The following is a 17,975-nucleotide window of genomic DNA, read 5'->3' as shown; positions in this document are numbered from 1 at the left end:
AGCCCCGGCACCGTTGAAAGGGAGAACCGCGTGCGCATCGTCGTCGCCTCCGACTCGTTCAAGGGCAGCCTCGGCGCCCCCGAGGTCTGCGCCGCGATCGCGGCGGGCGCCCGGCGGGCCGTGCCGGGCGCCGAGGTGGCCGAGGTCCCGATGGCCGACGGCGGCGAGGGCACGCTCGACTGCTTCCTGAGCGCCCGCGGCGGCCGGGAGGTCGAGCTGACCGCCGCCGACCCGCTGGGCCGCCCGGTCCGGGCCCGGTACGCGCTGTCGGGCGACGGGCGGTCCGCGGTGGTGGAGCTGGCCGCCGCGTCCGGGCTCCCGCTGGTGGCGGACGTGCCGCCCGACCCGCTGCGCGCCGACACCGCGGGCACCGGCGAGCTCATCGCCGACGCGGTGCGGCGCGGCGCCCGCGACGTGCTGGTCTGCGTCGGCGGCAGCGCCAGCACCGACGCCGGCACCGGGCTGCTGCGCGCCCTCGGGGCGCGGTTCACCGGCGCGGACGGCGCCGAGCTGCCCCCGGGCGGCGCGGCGCTGGCCGGGCTCGCCGCGATCGACCTGTCGGGGATCTCCGCGGACGTCCGGGCCACCCGGTTCCGCGTCGCGTGCGACGTGACCAACCCCCTGGTCGGCCCGGAGGGCGCGGCCGAGGTGTTCGGGCCGCAGAAGGGCGCGACCCCCGCGCAGGTGCGGCGGCTCGACGCCGCGCTCACCACGTTCGCCGACGTCCTGGCCGGCAACGGCGGGCCGCGCGTGCACGACCTGCCGGGCGCGGGCGCCGCCGGCGGCACCTGCGGCGGCCTGGTCGCGGCGCTCGGCGCCGAGCCCGCCCGCGGCGCCGAGCTGGTCGCGGACGCCGCCGGGCTCCCGGCCGCCCTCGACGGGGCCGACCTGGTGATCACCGGCGAGGGGCGGGTGGACGGCCAGAGCGCCGGGGGCAAGGTCGTCTCCGTCGTCGCGCGGCTGGCCCGTGAGCGCGGCGTGCCCGCCGTCGCGCTGGCCGGGGGCGTCGCCGGGCCCCTGGACGCCCTGCACGCCCTCGGTCTCACCGCCGCCTTCAGCCTGGCCGACGGCCCGCGGACCCTGGACGAGCTGACCGGGCGGGCCGCCCCCCTGCTGTCGGCCGCCGCCGAGCAGGTCGTGCGGCTCCGCCTCGGCTGACCCTCGGTGCCCACCGGGGCCCCACGGGCGGCGACCTCAGCGGGCGTTGGCCTCAGCGGGCGCCGGGCTCGGCGCGGGCTCCTCCCGGCGTGGGGCGGCCGGCTCCTGGCGGGCCGGCCTCCGGATCTCCAGGGCGGGGACGAAGTAGTGCGCGAGCGGCCCGATTGCGACCGCGTACAGGACGGTGCCGACGCCGACCGTCCCGCCGAGCAGCCAGCCCGCGGCGAGCACGGCCACCTCGATCGTGGTCCGCACCACCCGGATCGAGTGGCCCCGCGCGGCCAGCCCGGTCATCAGCCCGTCGCGCGCGCCGGGACCGAGTCCGGCGCCGATGTAGCAGCCGGTGGCGAAGCCGCCCAGCAGCACCGCCGCGACCAGGAAGGCCCAGCGCGCGGCCGGCGCCTCCGGGGCGGGCAGCACGTACAGGAACAGGTCGGTGAAGACGCCGACGAGCAGGACGTTGCTGATTGTGCCGAGGCCGGGCCGCTGCCGCAGCGGGATCCAGGCCAGCATCACCACCGCCCCGGCGATGATGATCCAGGCGCCGATCGAGAGCCCGAACCGGCGGGACAGGCCCTGGTGCAGCACGTCCCACGGGTCGTTGCCCAGACCTGAGGCCACTTGGAGCGCGATGCCCAGGCCGTACAAGGCCAATCCCGCGTAGAGTTGCACCAGGCGGCGCACCATCAGAGCCATCCTCGAAGTCCCCTTACCAGCCCGCTAGCCTGTCGAACAGTCAGGTGGGGCGACCCTCGGGTGGCCGTCCCCAGTGAGAAGGGTGACCGAAATGGCCCGGTTAGTGAAGGGCCAATAAGGGAAAGTGGCCTGTATGAGTACCCGTTATGTGAGCGGCCAGCAGCTGGCCCGGCTGCTGGGCGACGTCCCGCTTGCCCGGCCGGTGTACGCCGCGCTCGCCCGCGCCGTCCGCGGCCTGGTCCAGGACGGGCGGCTGGCGCTGCGCACCCGGCTGCCCGCCGAGCGCGACCTGGCCGCCGCCCTCGGTGTCAGCCGCACCACGATCACCGCGGCCTACGACCGGCTCCGCGACGAGGGCTTCGTCGAGAGCCGGCGGGGCGCGGGAAGCTGGACCGCGCTGCCGCCGACCGCCATGACCACGACCGCGCCGCGCACCGGCCCGTCCGCGGCGGGCCGCTTCGGGATGGCGGACGCGCCCACCGGCGCCGAGTTCATCGACCTCGGCTGCGCCACGCCGGGAGCGCCCGCCATCTTCGCCGAGGCCGTCGCCGCCGCCGTCGACGAGCTGCCCCGCCACAGCGGGGGGCCGGGGTACGAGCCGGCCGGGCTCGCCGGGCTGCGCGAGGCCGTCGCCGCGGGCTACGCCGCGCGCGGCGTGCCCACCCGGCCGGACCAGATCGTGATCACCACCGGGGCGCAGCACGCCTTCACCCTGCTGACCCAGACGATCGTGGAGCCGGGCGACGCCGTCATGGTCGAGCGCCCGACCTACCCGCACGCGCTCGGCGCGGTCCGCCGCCGCGGGGCGCGGCTGGTGCCGGTGGGCGTCAACGGGGGATGGGACGTCGAGCTGATCGCGGGCAGCCTGCGCCAGGCCGCGGTGCGGACGGCCTACACCATCCCCGACTTCCACAACCCGACCGGGCTGCTGATGCCGGGGGAGGACCGGGCGGCGCTGGTCGACGCGGCCCGGCACGCCGACGCGGTCCTGGTCTGCGACGAGACCTTCGCCGAGCTGGGCCACGACGTCGCCGCGCCTCGAGTGCCGCCGCTCGCCGCCTACGACACCGGCGGGCGGGTCGTCACGATCGGGTCGGCGTCCAAGCTGCTGTGGGGCGGGCTGCGCATCGGGTGGATCCGCGCGACCGCGCCGCTCGCGCACCGGCTGATCCGGGCCCGCGAGGCGCTCGACATCGCCAGCCCCGTCCTGGACCAGCTCATCGTCGGCGAGCTGCTCCGCCGGATCGACGAGGTGCGGGCCGAGCGCGCCGAGACGCTGCTGAGCAGCCGTGACGCGCTCGCCGCCGCGCTGCGCGAACGGCTGCCGGAGTGGGAGTTCCGGCTCCCCGACGGAGGCATGTCGCTGTGGGCCGGGCTCGGCGCCCCGCTCGCCACCGCGCTGGCCGAGGCCGCCGCCCGGCACGGCGTCCGGGTGGTGCCCGGACCGGTGTTCGGCGTCGACGGGGTGCTGGAGGACTACGTGCGGCTTCCCTACGTGCTGCCGCCCGGCACGCTGCGCGCCGCTGTCGACCGCCTGGCCCTCGCCTTCCGCGAGGCCGAGGCCGCGCCCGTCTCCCGCCCGCTGCCCGCCTACGTCTGAGACCCCGGCGGGGCGGCGGGCTCAGGGGGCGCGCTGGATGTAGTCCACCAGGTGCTCGCGCTCGCTCTCCAGCACGTCGATGGCGCTCTTGACCACGTCGCCGATGCTGACGATGCCGGCCAGCCTGCCATCCTCGACCACCGGGAGGTGCCGGATCCGGTGGTCGGTCATCGTCTGGCGCAGGTCGTCGACCATCGCGTCCGGACGGCAGGTGCGCACCTCGACCGTCATGATCTCCGAGACCGGGCGGCCCAGCAGTCCGGCGCCGTGCTCGTGCAGCCGGCGGGCGATGTCGCGCTCGGAGACGATGCCGGCGATCGACGCGCCGTCGGGCGACACCACCGCCGCGCCGATGTTGTGCTCGGCCAGCGTGGCGAGCAGTTCCCGCACGGTGGCCTCGGGCCGCACCGTGGCGACGGTGCCCCCCTTGCGCCGCAGGATGTCGCGAATCCGCATACCTCACGCTCCGGTGCCGGGTTCAGTCCGTCTTGTCTTCAACGTCGCATGTTCCGCCGGGAGGTAAAACCCCTTGGCGGTAAACGTTCCGCGCCCGCCCACGCGCCCACGGCGGGCCGTGGGGTGCGGGGTCCGTCAGTGCCGGTGCGTGCGGCGCCGTGCCAGGATCCACGCCGCCGCGGAGACCGCCACGGTGCCGGCGCCTGCCGCCGCGATCTCCTTGCGGCGGAGCCGCGCGTTCTGGCCGGTCTGATCCTTCAATTGTGCGCTCCTGGCGCGGAGGGCCCGGCGCTTCGCGGTGGCGCGTTCCTTGGCCCGGCCCCTGATGTCGGCCTTGGCGGCCAGCGCGTCGACCGTCTCTCCGAGGGCCGACCGCGTGATGGCGATCTCCCTCTTCAGCGATTCCGCGTCCATGGGCGATTCGGCGCCGCCCGCGGGCCGTCCTTTCCCCTTAGGGACGTGCTCATGAATCCGCTGTGCGGACTCCGTGTCCGTCTCGGGCGGCCTCTGCATTTCTTCCGTCATGGTGAACTCCCTTCCGGAGGACGTCGACGTCGCGGCGGACGCTCGCGATGGCCGACTGCGGCAGCGGCGGGGAGCCCTGCCTGGTCTTGCGCCGCCCGACGACGGCCAGACCGGCCGCCAGCAGGAACAGCAGGACCGTGACGATCAGTGCGGCGAGCCAGGTGGGGAGCACCACGTCGAGCGCGAGGCCCGCGGTGACCGCGGCGGCCCCGGCGCCCAGATAGGCGACCAGCCCGGCACCGCCGAAGAGCCCGGCGCCGATGCCCATGCTCTTGGCCTTGTCGCGCATCTCCAGTTCGGCCAGCCGGAGTTCGTCCCGGAACAGATCCGAGGCCTGTTCGGTGAATTGCGCGAAGAGTTCTCCGGTGGTCCGCGCGTCCGTCGATCCGCCGGCCTCGGGGGGCGGGGTCAACGCCTGCTCACTGAGTCGAACCATGCGCCTTCCTTCCGCTTTGAGCATCGTCATTGTCATATGTGACCTGAGAGGGAGGCCCGAAACGGTTCCGCCCGGCCCGGTGCCTCGTCCGCTGCGGCGGACCGGCCTCCGTGGGTGGCCGTCAGGGGCGTCCCCGGACAGGTGACGTAGCGTGGTGGATCATTCGCCGTGAGTGGTCGAGGACGCCAGTGAGGGAGCCACCGTGTCCGTACCCCGCATCGTGATCGTGGGCGCCGGTTTCGCCGGATACGCCGTCGCGCGCCGGCTCGAGCGCACCCTCCGGCCCGCCGCGGCCGAGATCGTCATCGTCTCCCCGTTCGGCTACACCCTGTACCAGCCGCTGCTGCCCGAGGTGGCGGCCGGGCTGCTGGACCCGCGCTCGATCGCCGGCCCGCTGCACCGCAAGCTGCGCCGCACCCGGCTGATCCCCGGCACCGCGACCGACGTCGACCTGGCCGCGCGCCGCTGCGAGGTCACCATGATCGACGGCCACACCGCCACGGTCCGGTACGACCGGCTCGTGCTGTGCCCCGGCAGCGTCACCCGCAGCTTCGACATCCCGGGGCTCAAGGAGCACGCGCACGGCATGAAGAGCCTCGCCGATGCCGTCTACCTGCGCGACCACGTCATCGCCCAGCTCGAGCTAGCCAACGCCGGGCTCGACACGGCCGAGCGCGCCGAGCGGCTCGGCTTCCTGGTCGTCGGCGGCGGCTACTCGGGGGTGGAGACCGCCGCGAACCTCCAGCTGCTGACCAGCAAGGCGCTGCGCAGCTTCCCGCGGCTCGACCCGGCGCTGCTGACCTGGACCCTGATCGATGTCGCGCCCCGGCTGCTGCCCGAGATGGGGGACCGGCTCGGCGCCGTCGCCATGCGCAAGCTGACCCGGCGCGGCATCGGGATCCGGCTCGGCACCACCATCGAGCGCCTCACGGCCACGTCCGCGGACCTCACCGACGGCAGCACCCTGCCGTGCCGGACGGTGGTGTGGACCGCGGGCGTCCAGCCGAGCCCCGTCGTCGCGACGCTGGACGCGCCCACCGAGCGGGGCCGGCTGGTGGTCGGCGCCGACCTGAGGCTGCCCGGGACCCCCGGGGTGTTCGCGGTGGGCGACGCCGCCGCCGTTCCCGACCTGGACAAGGGCGGCGACGCGATCTGCCCGCCCACCGCGCAGCACGCCACCCGGCAGGCGCGGACGGCCGCGCGCAACGTGGTGGCCTCGCTGCACGGCGGCGAGCCCAGGCCCTACCGGCACCGCGACCTCGGCATGGTGGTCGACCTCGGCGGCAGCCAGGCGGTCGCGCGCCCCCTCGGCGTCCCGCTGACCGGCGTGCCGGCGCAGGCCGTCACCCGCGGCTACCACCTGGCCACGGTCCCGTCGGCGCGGGCCAAGGCGCGGGTGCTGGGCGACTGGCTGCTGCACAACGTGGCCGGCGACGACCTGATCCGGGTCGGCCTGATGGACCCCGCCACCGGCAGCCTCGCCGACGTCGAGCACAGCCTGTGACCAGGGGATGGTAATGATTCGTCCACCTCGGTGATCACCACCGGGCGCCCGGGTAGAGCCTGAGCGACCGGGGCGGGGGAAAGCCCCGGCGGCCTGGGGGAGGGGGACGTCGATGCTGATGGGCGGAGGCGGCCCGGCCGGGCCCCGGCGGCGCGGGGCGGCCGCCGCGTGCGCCGCCGCGACGCTGGCCGCCGGGTTCCTGTCCGGCTGCGGCTCCGGCGGCTCGGGGGCTCGAGTGATCAGCCTCTACAACGCGCCGCAGCAGAGCATGGGCGAGATCGTCAAGCGCTGCAACCGGCTCGCGCGGGGCCGGTACCGGATCGTCCTCAACACGCTGCCGCGCGGCGCCGACGACCAGCGCGAGCAGCTCGTCCGCCGGCTCGCCGCCGCCGACTCCGAGCTGGACGTCCTCGGCATGGACGTGACCTGGACCGCCGAGCTCGCCGAGGCGGGCTGGATCCGCGAATGGACCGGCCCGTTCGCCGCGGAGGCGCGCCGGGGGGTCACCGCGAGGCCGCTCGACACCGCCGTCTGGCAGCGCAAGCTGTACGCGGCCCCCTACAACACCAACGTCCAGCTCCTCTGGTACCGCTCGGACCTGATCCCGGAGCCGCCGACGACGTGGACGGGCCTGATGGCCGCCTCGGCCCGGCTCGCTGCCGAGGGCAAGCCGCACTACGGCGAGGTCACCGGCGCCCAGTTCGAGGGGCTGGTCGTCTGGTTCAACAGCCTGGTCGCCTCGGCCGGGGGCCGCATCCTGAGCCCGGACGGCGCGCGCGTCGAACTCGGCCCGCAGGCGCTCGTCGCGCTCAAGGTGCTGCGCGCCTTCGCCAGGTCCAAGGCCGCCGACCCGTCGCTGTCCAACACCAAGGAGGACGACGCGCGGCTGGCCGTGGAGTCGGGACGCGGCGCCTACGAGATCAACTGGCCGTTCGTGTACGCGTCCATGGCCGAGCTCAAGCCCGCCATGCTGCCGCACTTCAAATGGGCCCCCTACCCCGGCATCACGGGGAGCGGCAGGGCGCCCCTCGGCGGTGCCAACTTCGCGGTCAGCCGCTACTCCAAGAACCCCCAGGCGGCGTTCCAGGCGGCGCTGTGCCTGCGCGACCCCGAGAGCCAGCGCGTCGCCGCGGTCAAGGACGGGCTGCCGCCGACCATCGAGTCCGTCTACGGCGCCAGCGGCATGGCGGAGGCGTACCCGATGCGGGACACGATCCTGGCCGCGCTCAAGACCGCCGCCGCCCGGCCGAAGACGCCGACCTACCAGAACGTCTCGACCGTCACGGCGGTGACGCTGTCGCCTCCTTCGGCGATCGATCCGCCGCGCACGCTGAGGACGCTGAGGAACCTCATATCCGACGCGCTGCAAAGCAAGGGGGTGCTCCCATGAACGGCCCGGGCGGCGGCGCGACCGTGAGCGGGGGCGACGACGCGGGGAGGCGGGCGGTCAGCCAGGGCCGCAGATCCGAGCGCCACCTCGGCTGGTGGCTGTGCGCGCCCGCCGCCCTGGTCATGGTGCTGGTGACCGGATGGCCCATCGTCTACTCGGTGCTGCTGTCGCTTCAGCGCTACGACCTGCGGTTCCCGGACCGCAAGGGGTGGATCGGCGTCGAGAACTACACCACGGTCCTCACCAGCGCGTTCTGGTGGAACGCGTTCGCGGTGACGGCCGTCGTCACGGTGGTGAGCGTCGCCATCGAGCTGGTGCTCGGCATGGTGATCGCGCTGGTGATGTACCGGACGCTGGTCGGGCGGGGCCTGATCCGGACCGTCGTGCTGATCCCGTACGGCATCGTCACGGTCGCGGCGGCCTACGGCTGGAAGTACGCTTGGACGCCCGACACCGGCTGGCTGGCCGGGCTGCTCCCGGGCGGGCAGGCGCCGCTCACCGAGCACTGGCCCGCCATAGGGATCGTCATCCTCGCCGAGGTGTGGAAGACCACGCCGTTCATGGCGCTGCTGCTCATGGCCGGACTCGCGCTGGTGCCCGAGGACACGCTGAAGGCGGCGTCGATGGACGGCGCCGGTGCGTGGCAGCGGTTCCGGCTGATCACCCTGCCGCTGATGCGGCCGGCGATCCTGGCCGCGCTGCTGTTCCGGACGCTGGACGCGTTCCGGATCTTCGACAACATCTTCGTGCTCACCAACGGCGCGCAGAACACCGCGGCGGTGTCGGTGATCGCCTACCACAACCTGATCGGCGGGCTGAACCTCGGCATCGGCTCCACCATGTCGGTGCTGATCGTCGTCACCGTGGCGGTCATCGCGTTCGTGTTCGTCAAGGTGCTGGGCACTTCCGCGCCAGCCCAGGCCACAGGGGGTAAGCGCTGATGTCACGGCACCGGGACCGGACGGCCGGATGGGCGGTGGTCGACCTCGTCGTGGTGGTGTGCGCGCTGATCCCGGTGGTGTGGATCGCCGCGCTGTCGTTCAAGGCGCCGAGCACGATCTCCGACGGGAGGTTCTGGCCGACCACCTGGACCTGGTCCAACTACGCCGGCATCTTCAAGAACGACGACTTCGTCCGCGGCCTGATCAACTCCATCGGGATCGGGGTGATCTCCACCCTGATCGCCATCGTGATCGGCACGATGGCCGCCTACGCGGTGGCCCGGCTGGAGTTCCCGGGCAAGTCGCTGGTGCTCGGGATCTCGCTGCTGATCGCGATGTTCCCGCAGATCTCGCTGGTCACGCCGCTGTTCCAGATCGAACGCGGGCTCGGGCTGTTCAACACCTGGCCCGGCCTGATCCTGCCGTACATCACCTTCGCGCTGCCGCTGACCATCTACACGCTGTCCACCTTCTTCCGGGAGATCCCGTGGGACCTGGAGAAGGCCGCCAAGATGGACGGCGCCACCCCCTTCCAGGCGTTCCGCCTGGTGATCGCGCCGCTGGCCGCGCCGGGCGTGGTCACCACCGCGATCCTGGCGTTCATCCTGTGCTGGAACGACTTCCTGTTCTCCATCTCGCTGACCTCCTCCAGCGCCGCCCGCACCGCCCCGGCGACGATCTCGTTCTTCAGCGGCAGCTCGCAGTTCGAGGACCCGGCCGGATCGATCGCGGCGGCGGCCATCGTGATCACGATCCCGATCGTGCTGTTCGTGCTGCTGTTCCAGCGCCGGATCGTGTCCGGCCTGACCTCCGGAGCCGTGAAGGGATGAGGCGGGACCATGGCTGAGATCGTCCTGGACGGGGTGACCAAGCGGTACCCCGACGGCACCACCGCCGTCAGCGAGCTGGACCTGAAGATCGCCGACAAGGAGTTCATCATCCTGGTCGGCCCGTCCGGCTGCGGGAAGTCGACCACGCTGAACATGATCGCCGGGCTGGAGGACATCAGCGCGGGCGAGCTGACCATCGGCGGCGCGCGGATGAACGAGAAGGCACCGCGCGACCGCGACATCGCGATGGTGTTCCAGTCGTACGCGCTGTACCCGCACATGACCGTGGCGGAGAACATCGCCTTCCCGCTGCGGCTCGCCAAGGTCGGCAAGGCCGAGTCCAAGCGCAAGGTCCAGGAGGCGGCCCACCTCCTGGACATCGAGCAGTTCCTGGACCGCAGGCCCGCGCACCTGTCCGGCGGGCAGCGGCAGCGGGTCGCGATGGGCCGCGCGATCGTGCGCGACCCCAAGGCGTTCCTGATGGACGAGCCGCTGTCCAACCTGGACGCCAAGCTGCGCGTGCAGATGCGCACGATGATCTCGCGGTTGCAGAAGCACCTGGGCACCACCACCGTGTACGTCACCCACGACCAGACCGAGGCGATGACGCTCGGCGACCGCATCGTGCTGATGCGCAAGGGGGTGGTGCAGCAGATGGGCCCGCCCGAGGAGCTGTACGAGCACCCGCACAACCTGTTCGTCGCGGGGTTCATCGGGTCGCCGTCGATGAACTTCCTGAACGCCGACGTCACCTCGGACGGGCTCCAGACCGTGCTCGGGCCCATTCCGGTCTCGGACCGGATGCGCCGCGCCCTGGAGGCCAACAACGCCCCCGCACAGGTGATCGTGGGGATCCGGCCGGAGGCGTTCGGCGACGCCCGGCTCGTCCGGGAGCGCCGTCCCGAAGGGCACGACCTGACCTTCACCGGGCACGTCGACGTCCTGGAGTCGCTCGGCGCGGAGAAGTTCGCCTACATCGACCTCGGCTCGTCCGGGGCGATCGAGTCCGAGCACCTGGCCGAGGCGTTCCAGGGGAACGTCACCGACCAGAGCCGGTCCCAGCTCATCGCCCGCCTCGACCCGATGTCGCGGGCCCGCCGGGGCGAGAACATCGAGCTCGACTACGACCCCGACGCCATCGACCTGTTCGAGCCCGAGACCGGCGTCAACCTCAGCGAGCGGGTCTGATCGGGGGCCCGGACGGGCACCTCGGCCATCCGCCGCTCGGCGCCGAGCCGCCGGCGCAGCACCAGGTACCCGGCGAAGGCCGCCGGGCCGAAGAACACCTGCGCCGGGACGAGCGCGGGCGCCGACCCGGTCAGCGCCTCGACGGCGAGGGGCGCCAGCGTCGGGAGCACCGACCCGAAGGCGAGCACGATCCCCAGCGCCGCCCGCAGCCCGCTCCGCCCGTACGCCTTGTACGCCGCCGCGGTGTACAGCGAGTAGGCCAGCAGGTCGCCCATGCCGATTACCGCGCCGAACCCGCCGGCCCGCAGCCCCGCCGACGGCGCGAACGGGTACCCCTGGATCGCCTCGGCCAGCTCCTGGGTCAGCGGGATCACCGTGGCGAACGTCAGATCGTACACGGCCAGCAGCAGCACGAACCAGGCGACGTTCTTCAGCGGCATGCCGCCCTGCACGTTGAGGTTGGTCGCGGAGACCACGATGAGCCCGACGATGCAGCTGTTGGCCACCCAGTAGAAGGGCGTTCCGGCGCCGAGCACCTGGTGCCCCACCAGGTCGGCGGCTAGCAGCGCGAGGATCAGCGCCCAGCGCACCGGCGCGCGCCCCACCACCGGCTGGTAGCCGACCGTCAGGCCGCCGGCGAACACCAGCGCCAGCACGACCGGCAGCGCCACCCCGGGCAGCGCGAGGTAGAGGAACGGCAGTGCGAGGACGAACCCCATCATCACCACGATGTCGCGCCCGTTGAACGTCCCTACGGGCGGCCTCGGCACCCGCACGGTGCGGAAGTACAGCACCGCTCCGGCCGGGACGGCCAGCGCGTAGAACGAGGTGACGCCCACCTGGAACAGGTCCTGCCCGGCGCTCACGTCGCGTCCCCCGCTCGTCTCATCGGGCTCTCCGTCGCCGGCCTCATGCGGCACCTCTCACGAAAGTCTCCTCGCGCAGGTCGCAGCGCAGCGGGCAGAGCCGCCGCGCGTCCTGCTCGTCCAGGTCGGCGATCTCGGCGGTGGCGTCGATGCCGCGTCCGGCGAACCGCTCGACGACGTCGGTGGTCGACAGGCCCGGCGCGACGACGGTGACGTGCAGGCGGCCGGCGTCCACGCGGGCGCGGTGGCGCACGGGCCACTCCACGCCCGGCAGGCCGTCGAGCGCCTCCACGACGTCCCGCTGCGTGACGACGCCGTCGCCGGTGCGCAGCAGCCGGCTCTCCTTGCCGAGGATCTGCGATACGGCGGGCACGGCGGACAGCTCGCAGTCCAGGGGCTCGGGGAGCGCCCGCACGATGTCGCGGGTGTCGTAGCGCAGCACCGGCATGCAGTCGCGGTACGGGTAGTACGGCGTGACGGTGAGCGTGCCGAGCCCACCGGGTTCGGCGGGCTCGCCGGTCTCCAGGTCCAGCACCTCGGCGTACCCCATGTTCGGGTCGAGGTGCACGTGGCCGCCGTTGCAGGTCCGGCCGCCGACGGGCAGCAGCTCGGTCGCCCCGTAGGTGTCGTTGACCTGCTCGATGCCGAACGTGGCGCGGACCGCCTCGGCCAGGTGGGGGGAGAGGACCTCGCCGCCCACGTACAGGGCGCGCAGCCGGAAGTCGGCGGGCCCGAGGCCGCGGCGGCGGGCCGCCGTGACCAGCTGCCCGATGTAGCTGGGGTAGCCGTTGAGGATCGTCGGGGGCGTGACGCCGTCCAGCAGGTGGTCCAGGGACTCGTCCGGCGCCACCTGGCCGACGACGCGGCCGGCGGCGCCGGCGAGCCGCAGCATCGCCAGGTCCTCCTGCATCGCGGCGGTCGCGCGGGAGCTCAGGTTCATCTGCATGCAGTCGCCGGGCCGGATCTCGCCGCGCAGCAGCATCGACAGCGCGATCAGCGCGGGCCACAGCTCGATCTCGTACCGCGACAGCCACACCCGCACCGGGACGCCGGTCGTCCCGGTCGTCTGCGTGGCCAGGTACGGCCGTCCGCAGATGAAGTCCTTCCCGCGGTCCACCAGGTCGCGCTTGACGGTGACCGGGACCGAGCGCAGCGTCTCCAGCGTGAGGCCGCCCGGGTCGATCCCGGCGGCGTCGAGGCGCTCCCGGTAGAACCGGGAGGACCGGTGCAGCCGGCGCGCGGTCCGCTGGAGGGCGCGGGTCTGGAGGTCGCGCCGGTCGGCGGGGTCGGCGAACGGCCCGTCGATGAGCTGCTCGACGTCCTCGCCCGGCGAGCCGAACTCGTCCAGGGTCGCCAGCGCGTCCTCGACCAGCCGCTCGACCAGCCCGACGTTCAGCGGCCGGCCGAACACCATGGCCAGCGCGACCCGTACCTGCCGGACACCGGTCTCCAGCACTTCGCCTCCGTTGACGGCAAGCCCGGGGCGGGGCCCCGGGGCGCGGACGTGTGTGTGGGGAGGCCGCGGCCTCCCCACACGCTCATTCGGTCGTGATCAGGAAGCGTGGCAAAGGCTGAAGAACACCGCGGTCATGGCGCCCATGACGTAGCGGACCTGCTTGGTGCTGCTCTTGATGGCGACCATTGGAGGCCCCTTCCCTTGAAGAGTTGATGACCTCCTCATCATCGGCGGCGCCGTTGAGCGAGACGATAATGGCCCGATAAATGGATCTTGTACGTTCGGCTCGTCCACCCAGGTCGGAGGTGCCGCCGTGTTGGTCTACAGGATTCTCGGTCCGGTCGAGGTGAGTGACGACGGGGTTCCCGTCGCGGTGGACGGCGCCCTGCGCCGGGCCGTGCTCGGCGCGCTGCTGCTGGAGGCCGGCCAGGTGGTGTCCGACCAGGCGCTGGTCTCGGCGCTGTGGGCGGTGCCGCCCGCCACCGCGCTCGTGCAGCTCCGCCAGCACGTGTCGGCGCTGCGCAGGGTGCTCGGGGCGCCGACGATCCTGCGCCGCGGCTCGGGCTACGCGATCCACGTGGAGCCGGGCGGGTTCGACCTGGAGGTGTTCATGGGCCTGGCCGCCCGCGGCCGGGCCGCGATGGCGGGCGGGCGCCCGGAGGAGGCGGAGGCCCTCCTGCGGGAGGCGCTCGGGCTGTGGGGTGGGGCGCCGCTCGACGGCGCCGCCCACGACTTCGTCCGGCAGGCGCGGCCCGCCCTGGAGGAGCGGCGGCTGGCGGTGCTGGAGGACTGGCTCGACGTCGGGCTCGCGCTGTCCCGCCATCCGGAGCTGGTGGGGGAGATCCTCGGGCAGCTGACCCGCAACCCGCTCCGCGAGCGGCTGCGCGGCCAGCTCATGCTCGCGCTGTACCGGTGCGGGCGGCAGTCCGAGGCGCTGCGGGTCTTCCGGGACGGCCGCGCGCTGCTCGGCGAGGAGCTCGGGCTGGAGCCCGGCGCGGGGCTGCGCCGGCTGGAGCGGGCGATCCACGCGTGCGACCCGTCCCTCGATCCGGCCCCGGGCGTGGGGACGCGCCGGGAGCCGCCCCGGCGGCCTCCGCTCCCGGCGGACCTTCCCGACTTCACCGGCCGCGAGGAGCAGCTCGCGGAGGTGTCCCGGCTGCTGGAGACCGCGTCCGGCCGGTCCGCCCCCACGATCTGCGTGATCAGCGGCGGACCGGGGACCGGCAAGTCCGCGCTGGCGCTGCACCTCGCGCACTTATGGGAGGCGGTCTTCCCGGACGGGCGGTTCCACGTGGACCTGCGCCGGGACGGGGGCGACCCGATGCCGGCGCTGGCCCGGCTGCTCAGCCTGCTCGGGGTGGACGGCGCGGACGTCCCCGCGTCCGCCGCGGAGCGCGCCGAGCTGTACCGCTACCGGATGGCGGGCCTCCGGGCGCTGGTCGTGCTGGACGGCGCCACCGGGGAGCACCAGGTGCGGCCCCTGCTCACCGGCGCCCCTGGATGCCCGGTGCTCATCACCTGCCGGGGCCGCCTGCCGGGGATCGGCTTCGCGGACCGGGTCGACCTGGGCGCCTTCGCCCCCGAGGACTCGGTGGAGCTGCTGACCCGGGTGGGCGGCGCCGCGCGGGTCTCCGCCGAGCCGGCCGCCGCCGCCCTGGTCGCCGAGCTGTGCGGGCATCTCCCGCTGGCGCTGCGGATCGCCGGGGGCCGGCTGGCGGCGACGCCCCATTCGAGCGTCGGCCGGCTGGCGGCCCGGCTGGGCGACGAGGACCGGCGGCTGGACGAGCTGCGCGCCGGTGATCTGGAGCTGCGGCCCGTCCTCGCCCGCGCCTGCGCCGGGCTGGCCCCGCCCGCCCGGCGGGCCCTCCGCCTGCTCGGCCGCCGGGGCGCCGGGCGGTTCTGCGCGACCGAGGCCGCGGCGGCCCTGGCGGAGAGCCTGGACGAGGCCGAGGACCTGATCGGCGCGCTCATGAACGCCGGGCTGGTCGAGTACTCCGGAACCGATGACGGCGGGCACGACACCTACCGCCTCCCGACACTGCTGGGGCTGTACGCGCGGGACCTCCCCGACGTCCCTGACGGTCCTGATGTCCCGGGCGGCCCCGGCCTCCCGGGCGGCCCTGACCGCCCGGCGGCCCCGGCCGACCCCGAGGGCATGGCCGAGACCGCCGTCTGCGCCGACCCCGGCGGCCCTCGCCGCTAGCCGGCGTCGACGCGGGCCAGGAGGCGCATGAGGCGCGGTGACAGCCGCGAACCGAGGTGGGCGAGCCGCGCCTCCACCGTGACCGGGACGACCGCGCGGTCGTCCCGGACGGCGGCGACGATCTGCTCGGCGACGCCCTCAGGGCCGAAGCCGCGCAGCGCGTACGCCCGCGCCGCCCGCTCCCGGCTCCGCTCCTGCCCGGCCTCGCCGTGCCCGACGAACCGCGAGGTCCGGGTGATGCCGGTGTCGACGATCCCCGGGCAGATCGCGCTGACCCCGATGCCCTTGCCGCGCAGCTCGGCCCGCAGGCACTGCGACAGCATCAGCACCGCCGCCTTGCTGGTCGCGTACGCGGGCAGGGAGCGCGAGGGCGTGTACGCCGCCGCCGAGGCGGTGTTGACGATGTGCCCGCCCTCCCCCCGCTCGGCCATCTGCGCCGCGAACAGTCGGGAGCCGTGCACGACGCCCCACAGGTTGACGCCGAGGACCTGCTCCCAGTCCCGCGCCGTGTGCTCCAGGAACGGCCCGGCCATGCCGATCCCGGCGTTGTTGACCACCACGTCCGGGACGCCGTGGCCGTGCAGGACCGACTTGGCGAAGTCCTCCATCGCGGCCTGGTCGGACACGTCCACCTGGAACGCGTGCGCGGCCGGGCCGAGCAGCCCGGCCAGCTCGGCGGTGCGCTGCGCGGTGGCCGGGTCCAGGTCGGCCGCGATCACCTCGGCGCCCCGTTCGGCGAAGGCGAGCGCGGTGGCCCGCCCGATGCCGCTGCCGGCGCCGGTGACCACGACCAGCGACCCCTCGAAGGGGCGCCGGCCCGGGACGGCCCGCGCGCGGCGCAGCCCCCGGGACTCGGCGGCGGTGAGCGGCCCGCCGGTGACGCCGGTGATGTGCTCGGCGACCCAACGGGCGACGACGGCCGGATGGCTGCGCGGCACCCAGTGCCCGGCGGCGATCGGACGCAGCGACAGGTTCGGCACCCGTCCGGCGAGCCCGTCCACCAGGTGCGGGGACACGAACAGGTCCCGGGTCGGGACGATCACCTGGGTGGGCACGTCGGTGCGCCGGTCGCGCGGGCCGCGCAGCCGCTCGAGCATGTTGGCGCGGTAGAGCCCGACCCCCGCGGCGCCGTCGCGCGGCAGCGTCCGCGCCGGGTGGCCCGCGCGCGGGGCGACGCCCTCGCCGATCTCCAGCGCCTTGGCGAACGGCCTGGCCATCCCGCTCCGCCAGACCAGCTCGGGCAGCACCGGGGTCTGGAAGAAGTAGATGTACCAGGACCGCAGGACCTGGCCGGCGCCACGCCGGAGGTTGCCCGGGGTCGGCCGGGCGATCATGCGGCGGGTCCAGAGGCCGACGTGGTCGAGGCACGGCCCGGAGATGGAGGTGAAGGAGGCGAACCGGTCCCGCATCGTGCAGACCGCCTCCCATGCCTGGATGGAGCCCCAGTCGTGCCCGACGAGGTGGACCTCGCGGCCGGGCGCGGCGGCGTCCAGCACCGCGCGCAGGTCGGCCATCAGATGGTCGAGGGCGTAGGGCTCGCGCCCGAACGGGCGGGACGAGGCGCCCGAGCCGCGCACGTCGTACCGGACGACGTGGAAGCGGCCCGCCAGGAGCGCGGCGGCCTCGTCCCAGACCGCGTGGGTGTCGGGGTAGCCGTGCATGAGCAGCACGGTCGGGCGGGACGGGTCGCCCTGCTCGTAGACGGCCAGGTCGACGCCGTCGCCGCGGACCCGGCGGGCCGTCGTCGCCGGGGCGGGGCCGCCGCCGGTCGCGGCGGTCACGCCGCCGCCTCGCGCCGCGCCCAGCGGTGCACGTGCGGCAGGTCGTCGTCGAGCCAGAACGCGTCGTCCTCGGTCACCACGAGGATCTCCTCGAACTTCACGCCCACGCCGCGGAACCCGATGTGCGGCTCCACCGCCCACAGGCCGGGCGTCGGCGGATGCTGGGACTGCGCGGCGCCGTTCCAGAGCGGGGAGCGCCCCTCCAGCCGCTCCTTGACCAGCTCGCGGCCGATGGTCTGGAGGAACCGGACCCCGAACGGGAACCCGACCCCCTTGGGCAGGACGCCGCCGATGACGCCGACCTGGTGGCCGATGACGCGGCCGGGGTACTTGGCGTGCCGGTTCTGGTAGCCCTGCCGCTCGATGAGGGCGTCGACCTCGGCGTAGACGTCGGCGAACGTGCGCCGCTCCCGGACGAGCGCGAGGATCAGCGTCCGGTAGGCGGCGAGGTCGGCGTCGACCCGCTCCCAGATCCGGTTCTCGCCGAGCACGCCGCCGTAGCCGATGTCGGCGGAGTAGCCCTTCTTCACCGGCGCCATGTCGAGGATGTAGGGCATGCCCTCCTCCAGGCGCGTCCCGCCGGGGAGGAACTGCGTGGGGACCTTGAAGCCGCGGAAGGCGGAGCGGTCGCCGAACCAGGCGAACGGGGTGTGCAGCCAGTCGTCCACGCCGTGGGCGCGGAGCCACCGGCGCATCCGGCGGCAGGCGTCGCGTTCGGTCACGCCCGGTTCGAGCGTGGCGGCCACCTCGTCGGCGCACTGGTAGCACAGGCGCTGGATCTCCCGGAATCGCTCGAGCTCCGCGGCGTTGTCGGTGCGGGCGAGCCCCATTTTATTGGACACGATGTTAATTAACCGCGCGGGCCGAACCCCGGTCAAGGGCCCCCGCAGTGACGCTCGCCACCCGCACGCGTACACGGGCGGCCCACAGGCCCCCTTCAGAACC

The 17,975-nt window shown here is 74.1% G+C and carries 16 protein-coding genes; 8 read left to right on the top strand and 8 right to left on the bottom strand.

Annotated elements, in window-relative coordinates; translation table 11 throughout:
• The first annotated feature begins 30 nt into the window (after nt 1-30).
• Nucleotides 31-1,158 carry a glycerate kinase gene (locus QP090_RS33535; protein ID WP_285943689.1) on the top strand — a complete coding sequence of 376 codons (1,128 nt, stop codon included), beginning with the start codon at nt 31-33 and terminating at the stop codon, nt 1,156-1,158.
• A 36-nt stretch (nt 1,159-1,194) separates the two neighbouring features.
• On the opposite strand, the gene yczE is transcribed toward QP090_RS33535, so the two are convergent.
• Complete coding sequence (gene yczE / locus QP090_RS33530; RefSeq protein WP_285943687.1) at nt 1,195-1,854, bottom strand: membrane protein YczE; 660 nt, start codon at nt 1,852-1,854, stop codon at nt 1,195-1,197.
• A 133-nt stretch (nt 1,855-1,987) separates the two neighbouring features.
• On the opposite strand from yczE, the gene yczR reads away from it, so the two are divergent.
• A complete protein-coding gene (gene yczR, locus QP090_RS33525) occupies nt 1,988-3,454 on the top strand; it encodes a MocR-like transcription factor YczR (protein ID WP_285943685.1) in 1,467 nt (488 codons plus the stop codon).
• Nucleotides 3,455-3,475: 21 nt separating this feature from the next.
• Here the strand turns inward: yczR and QP090_RS33520 are convergent, their stop codons facing one another.
• The 3 genes from QP090_RS33520 to QP090_RS33510 form a co-directional block, all read right to left on the bottom strand.
• Complete coding sequence (locus QP090_RS33520) at nt 3,476-3,910, bottom strand: CBS domain-containing protein (RefSeq protein ID WP_285943684.1); 435 nt, start codon at nt 3,908-3,910, stop codon at nt 3,476-3,478.
• Between the two features lie 135 nt (nt 3,911-4,045).
• Nucleotides 4,046-4,324, bottom strand: a complete 279-nt coding sequence (locus QP090_RS33515) for a DUF3618 domain-containing protein (RefSeq protein WP_285943683.1) — start codon at nt 4,322-4,324, stop codon at nt 4,046-4,048.
• A 49-nt stretch (nt 4,325-4,373) separates the two neighbouring features.
• Nucleotides 4,374-4,871 (bottom strand): phage holin family protein, encoded by a 498-nt coding sequence (locus QP090_RS33510; protein ID WP_285943682.1) that lies wholly within the window; start codon nt 4,869-4,871, stop codon nt 4,374-4,376.
• Between the two features lie 202 nt (nt 4,872-5,073).
• On the opposite strand from QP090_RS33510, the gene QP090_RS33505 reads away from it, so the two are divergent.
• From QP090_RS33505 to QP090_RS33485, 5 genes are all read left to right on the top strand, one after another.
• A complete protein-coding gene (locus tag QP090_RS33505) occupies nt 5,074-6,375 on the top strand; it encodes an NAD(P)/FAD-dependent oxidoreductase (RefSeq protein ID WP_285943680.1) in 1,302 nt (433 codons plus the stop codon).
• Nucleotides 6,376-6,487: 112 nt separating this feature from the next.
• The gene (locus QP090_RS33500) at nt 6,488-7,765 is read left to right on the top strand and encodes an ABC transporter substrate-binding protein (RefSeq protein WP_285943679.1); all 1,278 of its coding nucleotides are present in this window, start codon (nt 6,488-6,490) and stop codon (nt 7,763-7,765) included.
• Nucleotides 7,762-8,706, top strand: a complete 945-nt coding sequence (locus tag QP090_RS33495) for a carbohydrate ABC transporter permease (protein ID WP_285943678.1) — start codon at nt 7,762-7,764, stop codon at nt 8,704-8,706. The genes QP090_RS33500 and QP090_RS33495 overlap by 4 nt, the downstream gene beginning before the upstream one ends.
• Nucleotides 8,706-9,536 carry a carbohydrate ABC transporter permease gene (locus QP090_RS33490; protein WP_285943677.1) on the top strand — a complete coding sequence of 277 codons (831 nt, stop codon included), beginning with the start codon at nt 8,706-8,708 and terminating at the stop codon, nt 9,534-9,536. The genes QP090_RS33495 and QP090_RS33490 overlap by 1 nt, the downstream gene beginning before the upstream one ends.
• 9 nt (nt 9,537-9,545) lie before the next feature.
• Nucleotides 9,546-10,724, top strand: a complete 1,179-nt coding sequence (locus tag QP090_RS33485) for an ABC transporter ATP-binding protein (protein WP_285943676.1) — start codon at nt 9,546-9,548, stop codon at nt 10,722-10,724.
• On the opposite strand, the gene QP090_RS33480 is transcribed toward QP090_RS33485, so the two are convergent.
• Both QP090_RS33480 and QP090_RS33475 read right to left on the bottom strand, forming a co-directional pair.
• Nucleotides 10,658-11,590, bottom strand: coding sequence for a hypothetical protein (locus QP090_RS33480; RefSeq protein WP_285943675.1), 933 nt, complete (start codon nt 11,588-11,590; stop codon nt 10,658-10,660). The genes QP090_RS33485 and QP090_RS33480 overlap by 67 nt on opposite strands.
• Before the next feature lie 43 nt (nt 11,591-11,633).
• Nucleotides 11,634-13,046, bottom strand: a complete 1,413-nt coding sequence (locus tag QP090_RS33475; protein ID WP_285943674.1) for a phenylacetate--CoA ligase family protein — start codon at nt 13,044-13,046, stop codon at nt 11,634-11,636.
• Nucleotides 13,047-13,359: 313 nt separating this feature from the next.
• On the opposite strand from QP090_RS33475, the gene QP090_RS33470 reads away from it, so the two are divergent.
• Entirely contained in the window at nt 13,360-15,249 is a 1,890-nt protein-coding gene (locus QP090_RS33470) for an AfsR/SARP family transcriptional regulator (RefSeq protein WP_285943673.1), read from the top strand.
• Here QP090_RS33470 and QP090_RS33465 read toward each other — a convergent pair.
• The gene (locus QP090_RS33465) at nt 15,246-17,030 is read right to left on the bottom strand and encodes an SDR family oxidoreductase (protein ID WP_285943672.1); all 1,785 of its coding nucleotides are present in this window, start codon (nt 17,028-17,030) and stop codon (nt 15,246-15,248) included. The two genes, QP090_RS33470 and QP090_RS33465, sit on opposite strands and share 4 nt — an antisense overlap.
• The gene (locus QP090_RS33460) at nt 17,027-17,860 is read right to left on the bottom strand and encodes a M24 family metallopeptidase (protein WP_285943848.1); all 834 of its coding nucleotides are present in this window, start codon (nt 17,858-17,860) and stop codon (nt 17,027-17,029) included. Before QP090_RS33460 ends, QP090_RS33465 begins: the two co-directional genes overlap by 4 nt.
• Nucleotides 17,861-17,975 lie beyond the last annotated feature (115 nt).

Origin of the sequence: Actinomadura xylanilytica, assembly GCF_030283145.1 — a bacterium.
In the GTDB taxonomy this organism is placed as follows: Bacteria; Actinomycetota; Actinomycetes; order Streptosporangiales; family Streptosporangiaceae; genus Spirillospora; species Spirillospora xylanilytica.
Note: the sequence above shows the minus strand (reverse complement) of the source record. Positions and strands in the feature narration are given on the sequence as shown.